General features: G+C 71.3%; 7 protein-coding genes and 2 pseudogenes. 5 read left to right on the top strand and 4 right to left on the bottom strand.

The annotated features are described in order from the left end of the window. Nucleotides 1-458 precede the first annotated feature (458 nt). The 3 genes and pseudogenes from ABT232_RS37665 to ABT232_RS37675 all read left to right on the top strand — a co-directional run. On the top strand, nucleotides 459-2168 hold the full coding sequence (locus tag ABT232_RS37665) for a carbohydrate-binding module family 20 domain-containing protein (protein ID WP_351849128.1): 1710 nt from the start codon (nucleotides 459-461) through the stop codon (nucleotides 2166-2168). Between the two features lie 392 nt (nucleotides 2169-2560). Further along, nucleotides 2561-5554 (top strand): annotated as a pseudogene (locus tag ABT232_RS37670) (alpha-amylase family glycosyl hydrolase); the annotation flags it as partial. A 182-nt stretch (nucleotides 5555-5736) separates the two neighbouring features. Then, nucleotides 5737-8778: pseudogene (locus ABT232_RS37675) on the top strand (alpha-amylase family glycosyl hydrolase); the annotation flags it as partial. A 138-nt stretch (nucleotides 8779-8916) separates the two neighbouring features. Here the strand turns inward: ABT232_RS37675 and ABT232_RS37680 are convergent. Then, complete coding sequence (locus ABT232_RS37680; RefSeq protein WP_351849130.1) at nucleotides 8917-9765, bottom strand: EamA family transporter; 849 nt, start codon at nucleotides 9763-9765, stop codon at nucleotides 8917-8919. 19 nt (nucleotides 9766-9784) lie between these two features. Continuing rightward, nucleotides 9785-9991 carry a hypothetical protein gene (locus ABT232_RS37685; protein WP_351849133.1) on the bottom strand — a complete coding sequence of 69 codons (207 nt, stop codon included), beginning with the start codon at nucleotides 9989-9991 and terminating at the stop codon, nucleotides 9785-9787. Nucleotides 9992-10333: 342 nt separating this feature from the next. Between ABT232_RS37685 and ABT232_RS37690 the strand changes: the two genes are divergently transcribed. Continuing rightward, complete coding sequence (locus ABT232_RS37690; protein ID WP_351849134.1) at nucleotides 10334-11191, top strand: DMT family transporter; 858 nt, start codon at nucleotides 10334-10336, stop codon at nucleotides 11189-11191. 56 nt (nucleotides 11192-11247) lie between these two features. On the opposite strand, the gene ABT232_RS37695 is transcribed toward ABT232_RS37690, so the two are convergent. Both ABT232_RS37695 and ABT232_RS37700 read right to left on the bottom strand, forming a co-directional pair. After that, nucleotides 11248-13605 carry a SpoIIE family protein phosphatase gene (locus tag ABT232_RS37695; protein ID WP_351849142.1) on the bottom strand — a complete coding sequence of 786 codons (2358 nt, stop codon included), beginning with the start codon at nucleotides 13603-13605 and terminating at the stop codon, nucleotides 11248-11250. A 358-nt stretch (nucleotides 13606-13963) separates the two neighbouring features. Next, nucleotides 13964-18241 carry a HAMP domain-containing protein gene (locus ABT232_RS37700; RefSeq protein ID WP_351849136.1) on the bottom strand — a complete coding sequence of 1426 codons (4278 nt, stop codon included), beginning with the start codon at nucleotides 18239-18241 and terminating at the stop codon, nucleotides 13964-13966. A 191-nt stretch (nucleotides 18242-18432) separates the two neighbouring features. Here ABT232_RS37700 and ABT232_RS37705 point away from each other — a divergent pair, with 191 nt between their 5' ends. Beyond that, a complete protein-coding gene (locus tag ABT232_RS37705) occupies nucleotides 18433-19089 on the top strand; it encodes a class I SAM-dependent methyltransferase (protein WP_351849139.1) in 657 nt (218 codons plus the stop codon). Nucleotides 19090-19424 lie beyond the last annotated feature (335 nt).

A 19424-nucleotide genomic window follows, 5' to 3' on the forward strand; every position in this document is an offset into this window, starting at 1 on the left:
GTCGCGGGGTCGCGGGGTCGCGGGGTCGCGGGGTCGCGGGGTCGCGGGGTCGCGGGGTCGCGGTGCGTCGGCCGGGGCGCCCGGCGGCGCACGGACGTGACACGGACGTGGCGCGGACGACGCCACCGGCCCGTCGGGCCGGGCGCGTGAGGGCGCGGAGCGGACCCCGGCCCTCCGGCCCGCCGGACCGGAAGCGCCGTTGAACGTAACACCATTGCAGTCGTTGCGAAAGGCCTTTCAACTCCCAACCCCCAAGCTGTGAGCCGACCTTGAGCTCGCACCACGAGAGGGACGTGGATTTTGCTTCAAGGGTTGACCAACCGGAGCCCGGCTCGTACGTTCACGACCGCAAGTTGTTCCGCAGTGTTTCAGCAAGAATCATCAAGGCCCCTCTGGCGTGGCGCGCTGCTGTGTGAGGCCTCTCATCCGCATCCCTCGTTCGTGGATCAGGAGGAACCATGGCCAGAAGAACCGTGGCCGCTGCACTCGCCTTCGTGGCGGGAGCCGCTGTGGCCGTCACGGTGCCGGGTACCGCGCAGGCGGCGCCGCCCGGGGACAAGGACGTCACGGCCGTGATGTTCGAGTGGAAGTTCAGCTCGGTGGCCCAGGCGTGCACCGACGACCTCGGGCCGGCCGGCTACGGGTACGTGCAGGTGTCACCCCCGCAGGAGCGCATCCAAGGCACCCCCTGGTGGACCGCCTACCAGCCCGTCAGCTACAAGATCGACACCCGGCTGGGCGACCGCACCGCCTTCAAGGCCATGGTGGACACCTGCCACGCCGCCGGTGTGAAGGTCGTCGCCGACACGGTCATCAACCACATGGCGAACACCTCCGGAACGGGCTCCGGCGGCTCCGCCTTCACCAAGTACAACTACCCCGGCACCTACTCGGCGGCCGACCTGGACGACTGCACGACCTCCATCAACAACTACCAGGACGCCTGGAACGTCCAGCACTGCGAACTGGGCGGACTGCCCGACCTCGACACCAGCGAGGAGTACGTCCGCAAGACGATCGCCGGCTACATGAACGACCTGCTCTCCCTCGGCGTCGACGGCTTCCGCATCGACGCCGCCAAGCACATCGACCCGGCGGACCTGAGCAACATCAAGAGCAGGCTCACCAACCCCGGCGTCTACTGGAAGCAGGAGACCATCGGCGCCGCCGGTGAGGCCGTACAGCCCACCCAGTACACCGGCATCGGCGACGTCCAGGAGTTCGCCTACGCGCGCGACCTCAAGAGGACGTTCACCAGCGACAAGCTGGCCTACCTGAAGAACTTCGGCGAGGGCTGGGGCCACCTCCCGAGCGCCACCTCCGCGGTGTTCGTCGCCAACCACGACACCGAGCGCACCGGCGCCACCCTCACCTACAAGGACGGCGCGAACTACACCCTCGCGCACGTGTTCATGCTGGCCTGGCCCTATGGCTCACCGGACGTCCACTCCGGCTACGAGTTCACCGACCACGACGCCGGCCCGCCCAACAGCGGTCAGGTCAACGCCTGTTACACCGAAGGCTGGAAGTGCCAGCACGACTGGCGCGAGATCGCGAGCATGGTCGGCTTCCGCAACACCGCCGGCGACACCGCGGTGACCAACTGGTGGGACAACGGCAGCAACGCCATCGCGTTCGGCCGTGGCACCAAGGCCTACGTCGCCATCAACCACGAATCGTCCGCCCTGACCCGCACCTACCAGACCTCGCTGCCCGCCGGCACCTACTGCGACGTGCAGACCGACCAGCCCGTCACCGTCAACGCCTCCGGCCAGTTCACCGCGACACTCGCCGCCCACACCGCTCTCGCCCTGCACACCGGAGCGACCGCGTGCGGCGACGGCGGCGAGGACGGCGGCGAGGAGCCCGTCGTCGCGGCCGGCGCCTCGTTCAACGTCAACGCGACCACGAGCTGGGGCCAGAACATCTACGTCGTCGGCGACCAGCAGGCGCTCGGCAGCTGGAACACCTCCAACGCCCTCAAGCTGGACCCGGCGAGCTACCCCGTGTGGAAGCTCGACGTGGAACTGCCCGCCGGCACGACCTTCGCGTACAAGTACATCCGCAAGGACGGCGCCGGCAACGTCACCTGGGAGAGCGGCGGCAACCGCACCGCCACCGTCCCGTCCAGCGGCAAGATCACGGTGAACGACACCTGGCGCAGCTGAACCGGCAGAGCCTGTCCCACCCGCGGTCTTGCCCCCTCCGACAGCCCCGCACGCCGCCCCTCGGCAGCGTGCGGGGCGACCAAGCACGACCCACGCCGCCCGTGACCCGCGGGCGGCGCCCTACGTGTGACCGTTCAGGAGAAAGGCCCGTGACCGTGTCCCTGCCTCACCGCAGGACCGCCAGAACCCTGGCCCTCGCGCTGCTCGCCCCGGCGCTGACCGCCCTGCCGCCCACCGCGCTCCCGGCGTCCGCGGGCTCACCGGACCGTCCGGCGTCCGCGGGCTCACCGGACCGTCCGGCGTCCGCGGGCTCACCGGACCGTCCGGCGTCCGCGGGCTCACCCGACCGCCCGGCGTCCGCGGGCTTACCCGACGGCGCGGCGACCGCCGCCGTGCCCGACCCGCCGGCCGACGCCGTACTGGCCCGTGAACCGGCCCGTCCCGCACCCTCCCGTGAGCAGTTCTACCTGTTACTCCCCGACCGGTTCGCCAATGGCGACCCGGCCAACGACGAGGGCGGCCTGACCGGTGACCGCTCGCACACCGGCTTCGACCCCACCGACAAGTACTACTTCCAGGGCGGCGACCTGGAAGGGGTCATCGACAAGCTGGACTACATCAAGGGCCTCGGCACCACCGCGATCTGGATGGCACCGGTCTTCCGGAACAAGCCGGTACAGACCGTGGGCGGCCACCGCTCGGCCAGCTACCACGGTTACGCCATCACCGACTTCACCGAGGTCGACCCGCACTTCGGCACCAACGCCGGCCTGAAGAGGCTCGTCGACAAGGCGCACGCCAAGGGGATGAAGGTCTTCTTCGACGTCATCACCAACCACACCGCCGACACCGTCGACTACGCCGAGCAGCGGTACGGCTACCGCTCCAAGGGCGCCTACCCCTACCTCGACACCGAGGGACGCCCCTTCGACGACAGCACGGGGATGCGCGAGGTCGACGCCGACAGCTTCCCCTACACCCCGCGCCCACGCACCGGCGAGCACGACCGCATGGTCCCGGACTGGCTCAACGACCCCACGATGTACCACAACCGCGGCGACTCCACCTTCGCCGGCGAGAGCGCCCTCTACGGCGACTTCATCGGCAACAACGACCTGTGGACCGAACGCCCCGAAGTGGTCGAGGGCATGGCCAGGATCTACCAGACATGGGTGAAGGACCTCGGCGTGGACGGCTTCCGCGTCGACACCGCCAAGAACGTGAACATGGAGTTCTGGACCCAGTGGGCCACCGCCCTCGACACCTACGCGGCCCGGCACGGACGCCCCGACTTCTTCGTCTTCGGCGAGGCCTTCTCCGCCGACCCGGTCGTGATGGCGCCGTACCTGGTCCAGGGCCGGCTCGACGGCACCCTCGACTTCCCGCTCCAGGCCGCCTTCCGCAACTACGCGTCCCGAGGCGCCCCGGCGACGGACCTCTCCCACGTTCTCGCCCAGGACTACCGGTACACCACCGACAAGGCCGACGCCTACGGTGAGGTGACCTTCCTCGGCAGCCACGACATGGGCCGCATCGGCAGCTTCATCGCCCAGGACAACCCGGACGCGAGCGACGCGGAGCTGCTGGAACGCTCCGTGTTCGCGCACGAGCTGCTGTTCCTGTCGCGGGGCAACCCGGTGATCTACGCGGGCGACGAGCAGGGCTTCACCGGCCCCGGCGGAGACGTCGACAGCCGCCAGACGATGTTCGCCTCACAAGCCGCGGACTACCTGGACGACGACCAGATCGGCACGGACCGCACACACGCCTCCGACGCCTACGACCCCCACCACCCCCTGTACCGGTCGATCGCGTCGCTGTCGAAGCTGACCAAGGCGCATCCGGCGCTGCGCGACGGTGTGCAGACGGAGCGGTACGCGGACGCGGGGCGGGGCGTCTACGCCTTCTCGCGGACGGACGCGGGGGAGCGGATCGAGTATCTGGCGGCGGTGAACAACGCCGCCGAGGAGCGCACCGTGCGGCTGACCACGGACACCGCCCGCACCAAGTTCACCGCGTTGTACGGCACTTCGGCGAGCGTCCGCAGCGATGCCGAGCGGCGTGTCGAGGTGACGGTGCCGGGGCTGTCGGCGGTGGTGCTGAAGGCGGAGCGCAAGCAGGCGTCCGGGCCGGTGTCGCCGACGGTGTCCCTGACGGCACCGGCGGCCGGAGCCACGGGTGATGTGGAGATCTCGGCCGAGGTGACGGGTGGTTCGCTGAACCGGGTGGTGTTCGCCGCTCAGGTCGGCGACGGCTCCTGGAAGACGCTGGGCTCCGCCGATCACGCGCCCTACCGTGTCACCCAGCACCTGCCCGGCACCGTCGAGGCAGGTACCGCGCTGCGCTACAAGGCGGTCGTGGTCGACAGCCGCGGCCGCACCGACGGCGACCTCGCCACCACCACCGCCGGACAGACCCCCGCCCCCGCGAAGCCCACCGTCCACCGCACCTACGGCGTCGTCCACCACCAGCGGGCCGACGGCGACTACGACGGTCTGCTGCTGAGGACGGCGGACGGCACGACGGCACCCTTCTCCGGCCGCGACGGCTACGGTGCCTTCGCCTGGATCCCGCCCTCCTCCGGCCCGGTCCGCTTCACCGTCGAGAAGGACGGCACGGCCGACGGTCCGGAGCGCTCCGTCGACTTCGCCGTCGCCGGCGAGGTGTGGACGCGGGAAGGCAGCGCCACCGTCCGCACCGACCGGCCCCAGGACGCCCGCCCGCCGCAGGACACCACGAAGGCGGTCCTCCACTACCACCGGCCCGACGGCGACTACGACGGCTGGGGCCTGCACACCTGGACCGGCTCGGCGAACCCGCCGGAGTGGAACGACCCCGTCCAGCCGGTCCGCCGTGACGCCTTCGGCCTCGTCTTCGAGGTCCCGCTGAAGGACGGCGCCGCCTCGCTCAGCTACGTCCTCCACAAGAAGGAGGAGAAGGACATCCCCGCCGACGAAGCCCTCGACTTCTCCCTCTACGGGCACGAGGTGTGGCGCGTCGCCGGGGACCCCGTCTACATGGCCCCGTCCCTCAGCGGCGCCTTCGGCCTCGACCTGGCCGAGTCGGCGGCCACCTGGCTCGGCGACGACACCGTCGTATGGGAGGGCGAGGGCACCGGGGTCGCCAGCCAGCAGCTCGTCCACCCCTCGGACGGCGAGGAGCTGACGATCGTCGGCGGCGCCCTGCGGGACGAGGGCCGGTGGCTGCGCCTCGTCCCGGGAGAGCTGAGCCAGGCCCAGAGGGAGGCGTATCCGCAGTTCGCGGACGCTTCCGTGTTCCGCGTGGACCCGCGCGACCGCGACCGGGTCGCCGAGGCGCTGCACAGCGGCCTGATCGCCACCCAGCGAGCGGAGAGCGGCGCCCTGCTGGGCGCGACCACCGTCCGTATCACCGAGCACTGACAACCGACCGGAAGGACCCGGCGATGACCGGTACACCCCGCACCCACCCCACACACCCGACACCCCGCTCACACCCTGACTCACCGGACCGAGGCGACACAGTGACACGAGACGACCGCACCCGCCGAAGAGCGCTGCCCGCGACCGTGACGGCCGTCGCGGTCGCGATGGTGGCCGGTGCGCTGCACGCCGCCCAGCCGGCGTCGGCCGGCTCCCGCCCGCCGAGTCCCCCGTCGGACGCCCGGCTGGCCGCCGAGCCCGCCCGCCACGACCTCACCCGCGAACAGGCCTACTTCCTGTTGCCCGACCGGTTCGCCAACGGCACCGGGGCCAACGACGAGGGCGGACTGACCGGCGACCGCACCCGGACCGGCTACGACCCCACCGACAAGGGCTTCTACCAGGGCGGCGACCTGAAGGGAGTGATCGACAGACTGGACTACATCAAGGGGCTGGGCACCACCGCGATCTGGCTGGCGCCCATCTTCAAGAACAAGCCGGTGCAGGGCGGCGGCGAGTCCGCCGGCTACCACGGCTACTGGATCACCGACTTCACCCAGGTCGACCCGCACTTCGGCACCAACGCCGACCTGGAGAAGCTGATCGACAAGGCGCACGCCAAGGGGATGAAGGTCTTCTTCGACGTCATCACCAACCACACCGCCGACACCGTCACCAACGCCGAGAAGGAGTTCGGCTACCGCCCCAAGGGCGCCTACCCCTACCTCGACACCGACGGACGCCCCTTCGACGACACCGACGGCATGCGCGAGGTCGACGCCGACAGCTTCCCGTACGCGCCCCAGATCATGGCCGGCGAGGAGCGGACGAAGGTCCCCGCGTGGCTGAACGACCCGACCATGTACCACAACCGGGGCGATTCCACCTTCGTCGGCGAGAGCGGTCTGTACGGCGACCACACCGGCCTCGACGACCTGTGGACCGAGCGCCCCGAGGTCGTCACGGGGATGGAGCGCATCTACCAGAAGTGGGTCAAGGACTTCGACGTGGACGGCTTCCGCGTCGACACCGTCCGCAACGTGAACATGGAGTTCTGGACCCAGTGGGCCACGGCACTCGACGCCTACGCCGCGAAGCGAGGCCGCGAGGACTTCTTCATCTTCGGTGAGACGCTCTCCTCGGACCCCGCCGTCATCGCGCCCTACCTCACCCAGGGCCGCCTCGACGCCACCCTCGACTTCCCGTTGCAGAACACCATTCGCGGCTACGCCTCCCAGGACAAGCCGGCCGACACCCTGTCCGACCTGTTCGCCCAGGACTACCGGTACACCACCGACAAGGCCAACGCCTACAGCGAGGTGACCTTCCTCGGCAACCACGACATGGGTCGCATCGGCAGCTTCATCAGCCAGGACAACCCGGACGCGAGCGACGCGGAACTGCTGAAGCGGGACCGGTTCGCGCACGAGCTGCTGTTCCTGTCGCGGGGCAACCCGGTGATCTACGCGGGCGACGAGCAGGGCTTCACCGGACCGGGCGGCGACAAGGGCGCCCGCCAGACCTTGTTCGCCTCCCAGGTCCCCGACTACCTCGACGACGACCTGATCGGCACCGACCGCACGCACGCCTCGGACGCCTACGACCCCCACCACCCCCTGTACCGGTCGATCGCGTCGCTGTCGAAGCTGACCAAGGCGCATCCGGCGCTGCGGGACGGTGTGCAGACGGAGCGGTACGCGGACTCCGGGCAGGGCGTCTACGCCTTCTCGCGCACCGACGCGGAGGAGCGGATCGAGTATCTGGTGGCGGTGAACAACGCCGCCGAGGCGAGGACGGTGACGCTGGAGACCGGCTCGGCCCGCACCAAGTTCACCGCGTTGTACGGCACTTCGGCGAGCGTCCGCAGCGATGCCGAGCGGCGTGCCGAGGTGACGGTGCCGGGGTTGTCGGCGGTGGTGCTGAAGGCGGAGCGCAAGCAGGCGTCCGGATCGGTGTCGCCGACGGTGTCCTTGACGGCACCGGCGGCCGGAGCCACCGGTGATGTGGAGATCTCGGCCGAGGTGACGGGTGGTTCGCTGAACCGGGTGGTGTTCGCCGCTCAGGTCGGCGACGGCCCCTGGAAGACGCTCGGTTCCGCCGATCACGCGCCCTACCGTGTCACCCAGCACCTGCCCGACACCGTCGCGGCCGGCACCGCGCTGCGCTACAAGGCGGTCGTGGTCGACAGCCGCGGCCGTACCGACGGCGACCTCGCCACCACCACCGCCGGACAGCCGCCGAAGCAGGCCCGGCCGAGCGCCGTCGACCGCGACTACGCCGTGGTCCACTACCGGCGCCCGGACGGGGACTACGACGGCTGGCAGCTCACCTCGGGCGACGTGACAGCGGACTTCGTCGGCCGCGACGCCTACGGCGCCTTCGCCTGGGTGCGGCTCGACGAGGACGCCTCCCAAGTGACCTACACCGTGCGGAAGGACGGCGTCTCCGACGGCCCGCAGTGCACCATCGAGCTGGCGAGGACCGGCGCGGTCTGGATCGAACAGGGCCAGGACGGCCAGGCGGACACCGCCCCCGACGGCACCTACCCGCCCCGGACCGGCAAGACGGCCGTCATCCACTACCACCGCTCCGGCGGCGACTACGACGGCTGGGGCCTGCACACCTGGACCGGTGCCGCCACCCCCACCGACTGGACCAAGCCACTGCTGCCGGTCGCCGAGGACGCCTTCGGCGTCACTTTCGAGGTGCCCCTCGCGGACAACGCGACCTCGCTCAGCTACATCGTCCACAAGGGCGACGAGAAGGACATCCCGAGCGACCGCTCACTGGACCTCGCCACCTACGGCAAGGAGGTCTGGCTCGTCGGCGGCGACAGCGGCTACCTCCTGCCGACCGTCGGCACCGCACCCGACCTGGACCTCGGCAGGTCCGAGGCGCACTGGATCGGCGCGGACACCGTGGTGTGGGACGTACGGACCACCGGCTCGACGACCCAGCAACTCGTGTACGACCGTCAGGGCGGGCTCACCATCGAGGACGGGGCCCTCTCCCACGAGGGCCAGTGGCTGCGGCTGAGGCCGGCGGAACTCACCGCCGCCCAGAAGGCCGCGCACCCGCAGCTCGCCGCCCGCCCGGCGTTCACCGTCGACCCGCGTGACCGCGACCGGATCGCCGAGGCACTGGGCGGCCAGCTCGTCGCCACCCAGCGCACCGCGAACGGCGCACTGCTCAACGCCACCGGCGTGGAGGCACAGGACTGAGCCCGAACGCCGACGGCCCGGACCCGGGACGACCCGGGCCCAGGGCCGTCGGCCCGGACCGAGCCGGCCCACCTGACCGCTTCAGCACATACTGAGCCGGCCCATACTGAGCCGGCCCATACCGAGTCAGCCCAGACTGAGCAGTACGACCGCGACGGCCGAGCCGACCAGACCGGTCGCCTGGGCACGCGTGACCTTCTCGCGCAGGACCGCGACCCCGAGGATCGTCGGAACGGCCGGGTACAGGGACGCCAGGACGACAGCGACCGCGAGCATCTGAAGTCGGGTGGCCCCGAGATAGAGGATGAGACCGAGAGCGGCGCCCGCCCCGATCAGCACCGCACCGGCCGCCGACCTGGCGGAGCGCCGGAACTCCGCGGTGTGGCGCCAGGTGGCCGGCAGCAGGAACAGCACCGCGGCGAGCCGGCCGACGGCCACCGGCCACAGACCGCTCGCCCGGTCCACCTGCGCGAGGCCGAGATACTGCACGGCCACTCCCGCACTGGCGATCAGACCGTCCGTCAGCGCGGGAGTGGCCCGGGTGCCACCGCGGTCACCGCGGCGCGCACCGCCCGCCGAGACCAGCCACAACGCGGGCCCGGTCACACAGATGCCCAGCCAGGCCATCGGCGTGGGCCGGTCACCCAGGAAGAGGACACCGCACAGCACCGACAGGGCCACGCCGGTGACGGCACTCACGGGAATCACCACACTCATGGCCCCACGGCTGACGCCTCGGTTGAGGAACTGCATGGCCAGCGCGCTGCCCACGCCGGAGAGCGCTCCCCACATCACATCGGCCGGCCGGACCGCTTCCGCGGGCCACCACAGGGCGGCACCGAGCGCGAGCAGCAGACCGCCGACCTGCCCGAGGAAGCTGACCACGGCGAAGTGGACCCGACGGGACAGCAACCCGCCGGCGAAGTCGACGAAGCCGTAGCAGAGGGCGGAGGTCAGCGCGAGTAAGGCACCCATCCGTACCCTGTGCCCACTATCAGGTCGCCCAGGGCAGTCGTACCGCCTCGATCTCGCTGTCGCGCAACGGCGCCTCCACGAGCGTCGGCGGACCGGCGACCTTGGTGGCCCACAGGCCGTAGTCGGTGCACAGCACCCAGGAGCGGTCCTCGGCCCGGAGGTTGGACGGGCTGATCGCGACGTCGGGATCGTCGTACAGGAGACCGGCGTCGCCGAGACGGCCCACGCGTACGTGCGGCGGTCGAAGGCGACGGCGCCGAGCACCAGCGGGGTGTGGTAAGCCGAGCAGGACGTGTCCGGGCCCGCGGGACTGTGCTCGACGAGGACGCCGGTCAGCCGGCCCCACGTCTCACGGTCCAGGCTGCCCTCGGCGAGCGGCCGGCTGCCGTCCTTGTGAGCCGAGGGAGAACAGCGGTACGAGGCAGCCTTTCGGGAACGAGCGGATCACCGGCATGCGCCCATGATCCCAGGCGTCCGGCCGGAGCCGTGGCAGGGGCCCGGGGCCAGGCACCGGCGACACCCGCCGGCGGTGACCGGCGAAGGACGGCCGGTCGGGCAAGGTGGTCCCATGATCGCGCTCGCCCTGCTCTTCGCCGTCCTGGGAGCTCTCAGCAACGCGGTGGGCACGGCCTTCCAGCGCAAAGCCGCCTCCACCGTGCCCCGAGGCGGCGGACTGGGACTGCTGCTCGCCCTCGTCCGACGGCCCGCCTGGGCCATCGGCATCGCCGGAGTGACCGGCGCCGCGGTCTTCCAGGCGCTGGCCCTGGTCAACGGGCCCATGGCGCTCGTGCAGCCCGTGTTCATCCTCGAACTGCCCTTCGCGATGCTGATCGCCGTGCCCCTGCTGCACCGCCGGCTGCCGGGCGCCGGCTGGTGGGCGATCGGGGGAGTGGTCGCCGGACTCGCCCTGCTGCTCGGCTCCGCCGCCCCCTCCGGGACCCGCCAACAGGCCCCGATGGAGGACTGGATTCCCGTCCTGGCCGTCACCCTCGGCGCGATGGCCGCCTCGGTCGTCCTCGCCCGCTCCTCGTCCTCGCCGCTCTTCCGCGCCGCCGTGCTGGCCGCGGGCGCCGCCGTCGGCAACGCGCTGACCGCCGCGCTCATGAAGTCGGCCACGGACCGCCTCGCCGACGACGGCCTGCCCGCCTTGCTCACCACCTGGCAGACCTACGGCTTCGCACTCGCCGGCATCGCGGCGCTGCTCCTGCTGGAGAACTCGCTGCAAGCCGGACCGCTCGTCGCCTCACAGCCCGCGCTGACCATCGGCGACGCCTCCGTGAGCCTCCTGCTCGGCATCGCCCTGTTCGACGAGACGATCCGTACGGGCTGGTGGCTCCTGCCCGAACTGGCCGGCGCGCTGCTGATCCTGTGGGGCGTGCTGCGCCTCACCCGCGTGGTACCGAACCTCGCCGACATCGTGCGCTGAACCGGCCCCCCGCATCGTGCGCTGACCGGCCCCCGACATCGTGCGCCGAACCGACCTCACACCACCCGGACACCCACCAGACAGGTGTCGTCGTCCGTGTCCGACTTGCTGTACGTCAGCAGCCGGTCCAGCTGCTGGTCCAGCGTCTTCGGCGCCGTGCGGGCCGTGGTCAGCAGATGCGTCAGCGACTCCTCCACGGAACGGTCACGGCGTTCGACGAGCCCGTCCGTGTACATCAACAGCGTGTCCTCGGGCGCGAGTTGCACCTCGGCCTCCTCGTACACCGCCTCGGGCACGGCGCCCAGGAGTATGCCCTTGACCAGCGGCAGCGGCGAGGCCTCCGCGCCGCGCACCAGCACCGGCGGCAGATGTCCCGCCCTCGCCCAGCGCAGGACCCGCCGGTCGGGGTCGTACAGGGCGCACACCGCCGTCGCGGTGACCGCGCCGGTGAGGTGGTGCGCCACGATGTTGAGCCACGACAGCAACTGACCGGGCCCGGCCCCGGTGACCGCCAGGCCCCGCAGCGCGTTGCGCAGCACGACCATGCTCGTCGCGGCCTCTATGCCGTGACCCGCCACGTCGCCGACGCACAACAGCACCATCCGCGACGGCAGCACCACGGCGTCGTACCAGTCGCCGCCCACCAGCTGCTCGGTCTCCGCCGGCCGGTAGCGCACCGCCACCGCCATCCCCGGCACCCGCAGCGGCGCCTGCGTCGGCGGCATGATCGCGTGCTGGAGCTGCAACGCCAGCCGGTTGCGCTCGGCCGCCTGCTGCTCGGTGTGGGCGAGCTGGTCACGGGTGGCCGCCAGCGCCACCTCCGTCCAGTGCTGCGCCGAGATGTCCTGATAGGCGCCGCGGACCACGAACAGCCGCCCGTCGGTGTCCAGGACCGGCTCGGCCACCACACGGATGTGACGGGTGACCCCGTCCGGCCGCTGCAGCCGGAAGGCCGCGGAGGCGGGCCGCCGATGGTGCAGCAGCGTACGCAGGAAACGGCCGATGGCCACCGCGTCGTCCGGATGCGCGTGCGCGGGAAGATCCTCCAGCGGCACCGGCGGGCTCGTATGAGGACGGCCGTACAGGTCGAACATCTGGTTGTTCCAGGTGATCCCGCCGGTCAGCAGGTTCTCCTCGAAGCCGCCGACCCGGCCGAGCCGCTGGGCGTGCTGGAGCAGGCTCGCCAGCCGGGCCGTCTCGTCCTCGATGCGCCAGATCAGCAGCACACAGTTGCCGTGCCGGCTGATGCTGATGTCCGCCAGCGCCGACAGCGGCACCTGGTCGACCAGCGCCGTCAGCTGCATACGGTTCGCCCGGAACGCCTCACCGGTCGCGTACACCCGCTCGATGCGCTGGAACAGCTCGCTGTCCCCGGCCGTCATCGGGTACGCCTCCAGCAGCAGCGCGCCGCTCACCACCGACCGGGGCCGGCCCGCCGGGTCGAGGAAGCGGGTGTTGACGTGCTGGATGCGGAAGTCCACCAGCTGCCCGGAGTCGTCGACGTGCGGCACCAGGACCAGGGCGGGGTCGTGCAGCCCGTCGGCCAGGTCCATCAGCTCCGCGGCGTCCGGCAGGACCCGCGGGTCCTGCACCGGGTCCTGGCGCGGCGTGTACGTCTCCAGGGTGTGCGCGCACAGCTCGGCCAGCGCCTCCACCTGCCGTACGACCTGCGGCGGCTGCGGTTCCAGCGGCGTCGGCCAGGCGATCTCCAGCACCCCGTGGATACGCCCCCCGGTACCGGCGGGCACGGCGACCCGGCCGCCGTCCGGATACACCTGCCGGCCGACCGTGGGCAGCCCGGTCTCCGACAGCGAACCGATCCACTGGTCGCTGCGCGCGGTGAGACCGCGGCGCGCCACCGTCGCCACGTCCGGCGGCACATAGCGCCACCGGGAGGCCTCGGCGGCCGAGAACCCGGCGCTGCCCGCCAGCGTCAGCGAGCCGTCGGAGCCCGCGGCCCACACCGCCACGGCCACCGCGCCCAGCGGGCGCAGCGCGTGCTCCAGCAGCGAGTCCGCGACGGCCTGCGCGTCGGACGCGGCGAGCGCCCCGCTCTCGGCGGCGCGCAGCCGCACCGCGGCGGCGTCGAGCTCCGCGCGGGCGCCCGTCGCGGTCGCCAGGAAGGCGTCCGTGACCTCCGACATCCGGTCCCGCGCGGCCTGGTTGATGACCTCGACGGCGAACTCCAGCGGGCTCACCCGAGCCTGCGCGGTCAGCTCCGCGAGCTGCCGGGCGGCCTGCGTCGGGCCACAGCCCAGCCGCTCGACCAGGATGCCCTTGGCCAGCTCGATCAGCGCCCGGCCCTCCGCCTCGGCCTGCGCCGCCCGCACCTCCCGCCGCAGCCGTTCGACGGTGGCGGCGAGCCTGCCCACCGGGGTGGTCGAGGCCACGCCCGCGCTCTCGCCCGACCGCACGGCGGGCGCGGCGGACCCGTCGTCCTCGCCCGGCTCCGCACCGGGCTCGGCACCGGCGACGAGGTCGTGGGACGGCGAGGCGGCCGACGAGGCGGACGGCACGAGGCCGGCCCCGGTGGTCCCCGGCGCCTCCTCGGACGTCCCGGGCTTCTCGGGCGTATCGGACGCCGGGTGCGGCGGCAGGTCCGGGGCAGCGCCGTGCTCGGGCCGCGCCTCGCTGTCGGGCGGCTCGGGGGGCTGGTCTGCGGGTCGGTCGGGGGTGCTCACGATGGGGATGCTCCTCGGCGGGAAGACCCTGGGGCGCGGAAGGTCGGGCGGGGCCCGCCCCGGCAGGACGCCGGGGCGGACCGGGGCGCGCTCAGGGGGACAGCCAGCGTCGGACGCAGGCGATCAGGTCGTGGGTGTCGACGGGCTTGGTCACGTAGTCGCTCGCCCCCGACGCCAGGGACTTCTCCCGGTCCCCGGGCATCGCCTTGGCGGTGACGGCGATGATGGGCAGCTCGGCGTACTGCGGCATCTTGCGGATCTCGGCCGTGGCCGTGTAACCGTCCATCTCCGGCATCATCACGTCCATCAGCACCAGGGCGATGTCCTGGTTGTCGATGAGCGTCTCGATGCCCTTGCGGCCGTTCTCCGCGTGCAGCACCCGGAAGCCGTGCAGTTCCAGGATGCCACTGAGCGCGAAGAGGTTGCGCGCGTCGTCGTCGACGACCAGCACGGTACGCCCGGCGAAGGAGTCGTCGACGAGGTGCGACGTCAGCTTCTGCGGCTCCTCCGCCCTGACCAGGGACCGTACGTCCCCGGGCTCCTCGGCGGACAGGTGCAGCGCGATGCGCTCGCGCAGCTCGTCGAGGCTGGACAGGAACTCCAGGGCCCCGTCGTCCGCGTGCGACTCGAGCGCCTCCGCCCGCGCCACGTCCGGACGGTGACTGCTGTGCACCAGCACGGGCACGTCGGCCAGCGCCGAGTCGCCCTGCAGCGCCTCCAGGAACCGCGCGGCCTCACCGTCGGGCATGTCCAGGTCGAGGACGACGCAGTGGCACGGTTCGGCGGCCAGCGCCCCGGCCGCCTCCTGCGCACTGACCGCGGTGATCAGATCCACGTCCGGTCGCGGCACGGCGTCGTCCGCGCCATGACGGACCACGTCCGCGACGACGCTCTCGGCGACCAGGCTCAGCAGACCGCGCGGACGCTCCTCCACGACCAACAGCCGGCGCCGGCGGCGGCGACGGCCGGCCAGGCTCGGCCGCGGCGCCACCGGCACGTCGACGGCGGCCTCCACGGCGGGCAGTTCCACCGGCTTCTCCAGGTGCCGGCCCGCCAACTGCTCGAAGTCGGGACGGGCCACCGGAAGATACAGCGTGAACGTGCTGCCCCGGCCCGGCGTGCTGTCCACGGTCACCGCACCGCCGAGGAGATGGGCGATCTCCCGCGTGATGGACAGACCGAGACCCGTGCCGCCGTACTTGCGGCTGGTGGTCCCGTCCGCCTGCTGGAAGGCGCCGAAGATGGACTCCAGCTGCTGCTCCTGGATCCCGATGCCGGTGTCCTTCACGGAGAACGCCACGACCGGGCCGCCCTTGATCACCCCGTCCGGCACCTCGCCGTCCGGGGCGGGCTGGATCAGCAGCTCGACACCGCCCTGCTCGGTGAACTTCACCGCGTTCGACAGCAGGTTGCGCAGCACCTGACGCAGCCGGGAGTCGTCGGTGAGCAGATCGCCGGGCGCACCCGGCGCGGTGGTCACCGTGAACTCCAGGCCCTTCTGCGTCGTCATCGGCCGGAAGGTCGCCTCGACGTACTCGATGAGCTGGCGCAGCGACACCCGCTCCGGCGCGACGTCCATCTTGCCGGCCTCGACCTTCGACAGGTCCAGGATGTCGTTGATCAGCTGGAGCAGATCGGAGCCCGCGGAGTGGATGATCCCCGCGTACTCGACCTGCTTCTGCGTGAGGTTGCGCGACGGGTTCTGGGCGAGCAACTGCGCGAGGATCAGCAGGCTGTTGAGCGGTGTGCGCAGCTCGTGGCTCATGTTCGCCAGGAACTCGGACTTGTACTTCGAGGCCAGCGCCAGCTGCTGCGCCCGCGCCTCCAGCTCCTGCCGGGCCTGCTCGATCTGCAGGTTCTTCGCCTCGATGTCGCGGTTCTGTGCCGCCAGCAGCGAGGCCTTCTCCTCCAGTTCGGCGTTGGAGCGCTGCAACTCCTCCTGCTGCGCCTGCAGTTCCGCCGAGCGGACCTGGAGTTCGGCGGTCAGCCGCTGCGACTCGCCGAGCAGCTCGTCGGTGCGGGCGTTGGCCACGATTGTGTTGACGTTGACGCCGATCGTCTCCCGGAGCTGCTCCAGCAGATCCCGGTGGATCGGGGTGAACGCGGTGACGGACGCCAGCTCGATGACGCCGAGGACCTGGTCCTCGAAGAGGATCGGCAGCAGCATCAGACCGGTCGGCACGGTCTGGCCGAGGCCCGAGGAGATGGTCACGTAGTCCGGCGGCAGCTGGTCGACGGCGATCGTACGGCGGCTGCGGGCGGCCTGGCCGACCAGGGAGCGGCCGAACGGGAAGCGGTCGGGACGCCCGTCCTCCTCGGGACGGCCGTAGGACCCGACGAGCCGCAGCTCCGGTCCCCGCGCGCCCTCCTCGGCGAGGTAGAACGCGCCGTACTGGGCGGAGACCAGCGGCACCAGCTCGTCCATGATCAGCTCGGCCACGACCGGCAGGTCGCGGTGGCCCTGCATCAGGCCGGCGATCCGCGCCAGGTTGGTCTTGAGCCAGTCCTGTTCCTGGTTGGCCCGGGTGGTCTCGCGCAGGGACTCCACCATGGAGTTGATGTTGTCCTTGAGCTCGGCGACCTCGCCGGAGGCCTCCACGTTGATCGACCGGGTCAGGTCGCCCTCGGCGACCGCGCTGGTGACCTCGGCGATGGCGCGCACCTGCCGGGTCAGGTTCCCGGCCAGCTCGTTGACGTTCTCCGTCAGCCGCTTCCAGGTGCCGGAGACGCCCTCCACCTCGGCCTGGCCGCCGAGGCGGCCCTCGGTGCCGACCTCGCGGGCCACACGCGTGACCTCGTCGGCGAAGGCGGAGAGCTGGTCGACCATCGTGTTGATGGTCGTCTTCAGCTCCAGGATCTCGCCGCGCGCGTCGACGTCGATCTTCTTCGACAGGTCACCGCGGGCCACCGCCGTCGTGACCAGCGCGATGTTGCGGACCTGGCCGGTGAGGTTGTTGGCCATGGAGTTGACGTTGTCGGTGAGGTCCTTCCAGGTGCCCGCCACGTTCGGCACCTGCGCCTGGCCGCCGAGGCGTCCCTCGGTGCCGACCTCGCGGGCCACACGCGTGACCTCGTCGGCGAAGGCGGACAGCGTGTCCACCATCGTGTTGATCACGTCCGCCAGGGCCGCGACCTCGCCCTTGGCCTCGACGGTGATCTTCTGCGACAGGTCGCCGCGGGCGACCGCGGTGGCGACCTGGGCGATGGAACGCACCTGGCTGGTCAGGTTGGACGCCATCACGTTGACGTTGTCCGTGAGGTCCTTCCACGTGCCGGACACACCGCGCACGTGCGCCTGGCCGCCGAGGCGTCCTTCGGTGCCGACCTCGCGGGCGACGCGCGTGGCCTCGTCGGCGAAGGCGGAGAGCTGGTCGACCATCGTGTTGATGGTGTTCTTCAGTTCCAGGATCTCGCCGCGGGCGTCCACGGTGATCTTCTGCGAGAGATCGCCCTTGGCGACCGCGGTGGCGACCTGGGCGACGTTACGGACCTGGGACGTCAGGTTTCCGGCCATGAAGTTCACCGAGTCGGTGAGATCACGCCAGGTCCCCTTGACCCCCTTCACGTCCGCCTGGCCGCCGAGGCGTCCCTCGGTGCCGACCTCGCGGGCGACGCGGGTGACCTCGTCGGCGAAGGCGGAGAGCTGGTCGACCATCGTGTTGATGGTGTTCTTCAGTTCCAGGATCTCGCCGCGGGCGTCCACGGTGATCTTCTGCGAGAGATCACCCTTGGCGACCGCCGTGGTCACCTGGGCGACATTACGGACCTGAGACGTCAGATTTCCGGCCATCAGATTGACCGAGTCGGTCAGATCACGCCAGACACCGGCGACTCCCGGCACCTTCGCCTGACCGCCGAGACGGCCCTCGCTGCCGACCTCGCGGGCGACGCGGGTGACCTCGTCCGCGAAGGCGGAGAGCTGGTCGACCATCGTGTTGACGGTCTCCTTCAGCTCCAGGATCTCGCCGCGCGCGGGCACGTCGATCTTCTGCGAGAGATCGCCCTTGGCGACCGCCGTCGCCACCTGGGCGATGTCACGGACCTGTGTGGTCAGGTTTCCGGCCATCGCGTTGACCGAGTCGGTCAGATCGGCCCAGGTACCGGAGACTCCGGGCACCTCGGCCTGGCCACCGAGCGTTCCCTCGGTGCCCACCTCGCGGGCCACGCGGGTCACCTCGGAGGTGAAAACGGACAACTGGTCCACCATGCCGTTGAACACGGTGGCAATGTCGCCCATCAGACCGTCGGCGTCCTCGGGCAGGCGGGTGCCGAAGTCACCGTCCCGCACCGCTGTCAGGCCCGCCAGAAGCCGCCGGAGCTTCTCGTCACCCGGCACGGCTTCGGAAACCTCGCTTGTGTTGCTGGTCATGGGCAACCTCGTTCCCCTCCCAGGGGCACTGCCGACTGTTCATGGATGTGGGCGAAGAGAAATACGTCGCAGGCTAACAGCCAGATGTGTGCGCACAAAATCTTCTCTCTTCTTGCTCGTATAGGTGCTCACCTGGTCGAAAGCGGTGCCCACGGAGCGGATGTCAGTGAAGGTTGATACAGATCGCGACCATGACGAACAGTGATGCCATCGCCGCCTATTGGGACGCCGCCGCGGCCGACTTCGACAACGAACCCGATCACGGTCTGCGGGCCGCCGAGACCCGCGCCGCGTGGGCCGGCCGCCTGGCCGCCTGGCTGCCGTCCCGGCCGGCGGACGTCCTGGACGTGGGCTGCGGAACCGGCTCCCTCTCCCGGCTTCTGGCCGAGGCGGGACACCGGGTCTGCGGCGTCGACCTCGCACCGAGGATGATCGAACAGGCCCGCGCCAAGCTGCGGTCCGCGGGCCTGGAGGGCCGCTTCCTGGTGGGCGACGCCGCGAACCCGCCCACCGGTGAGGAACGCTTCGACGTCCTGCTGGCCCGGCACCTGGTGTGGACCCTGCCCGACCCGCGGGCCGCTCTGAGGGACTGGACCGGCCGAATCCGCCCCGGCGGTCTCCTCGTCCTGATCGAGGGCCGCTGGCGTGAATCCGGGCAGAGCGGTGTGCCGTACGTCACGGGAGCCGAGACCCTGCCCTGGCAGCACGGCATCGGCGCCGACGACCTGGCCGACGCCGTCCGCCCCCTCGTCGCCGACCTCCGCGTCGAACCGCTCAGCCACGACGCCGACCTGTGGGGCGGCCCGGTGAGCGACGAACGGTACGCCTTGATCGCGCGCGTCCGTTAGGAGAACACGTCGGTGCGGAAAGCGCGTCCGCCAGGAGAGCACGCCCGTGCGGAAAGCGCGCCCGCGAGGAAAGCGCGCCCGCGAGGAAAGCGCGTCCGTGAGGAAAGCGCGTCCCCAAGGAAAGCGCGTACAACCCTTGCCGGGCGTCGCCGGTCTTCCTGCGTGCCCGGGCGGCGGTGCGCAGCGACCGGCTCCATGTCTCTCCGAGGGGGCAGCCCTGAACTCCAGGACATCTCATGCCGCGGCCGTCGCCGTCGTCGCCGCCGTCGTCGCGGTGTCCGGCGCGGTCCCCGCGGCGGCCTACGGTGACGGCTCCCGCGCCGGAGCGGCCGCCC

Source organism: Streptomyces sp. NPDC001532 (genome assembly GCF_040298625.1).
Taxonomy (GTDB): Bacteria; Actinomycetota; Actinomycetes; order Streptomycetales; family Streptomycetaceae; genus Streptomyces.

Excerpts from the sequence above, each read along its gene's own strand:
- ABT232_RS37665 (WP_351849128.1), top strand. The coding sequence starts at position 459 with ATGGCCAGAAGAACCGTGGCCGCTGCACTCGCCTTCGTGGCGGGAGCC.
- ABT232_RS37680 (WP_351849130.1), bottom strand. The coding sequence starts at position 9,765 with ATGGGTGCCTTACTCGCGCTGACCTCCGCCCTCTGCTACGGCTTCGTC.
- ABT232_RS37690 (WP_351849134.1), top strand. The coding sequence starts at position 10,334 with ATGATCGCGCTCGCCCTGCTCTTCGCCGTCCTGGGAGCTCTCAGCAAC.
- ABT232_RS37700 (WP_351849136.1), bottom strand. The coding sequence starts at position 18,241 with ATGACCAGCAACACAAGCGAGGTTTCCGAAGCCGTGCCGGGTGACGAG.
- ABT232_RS37705 (WP_351849139.1), top strand. The coding sequence starts at position 18,433 with ATGACGAACAGTGATGCCATCGCCGCCTATTGGGACGCCGCCGCGGCC.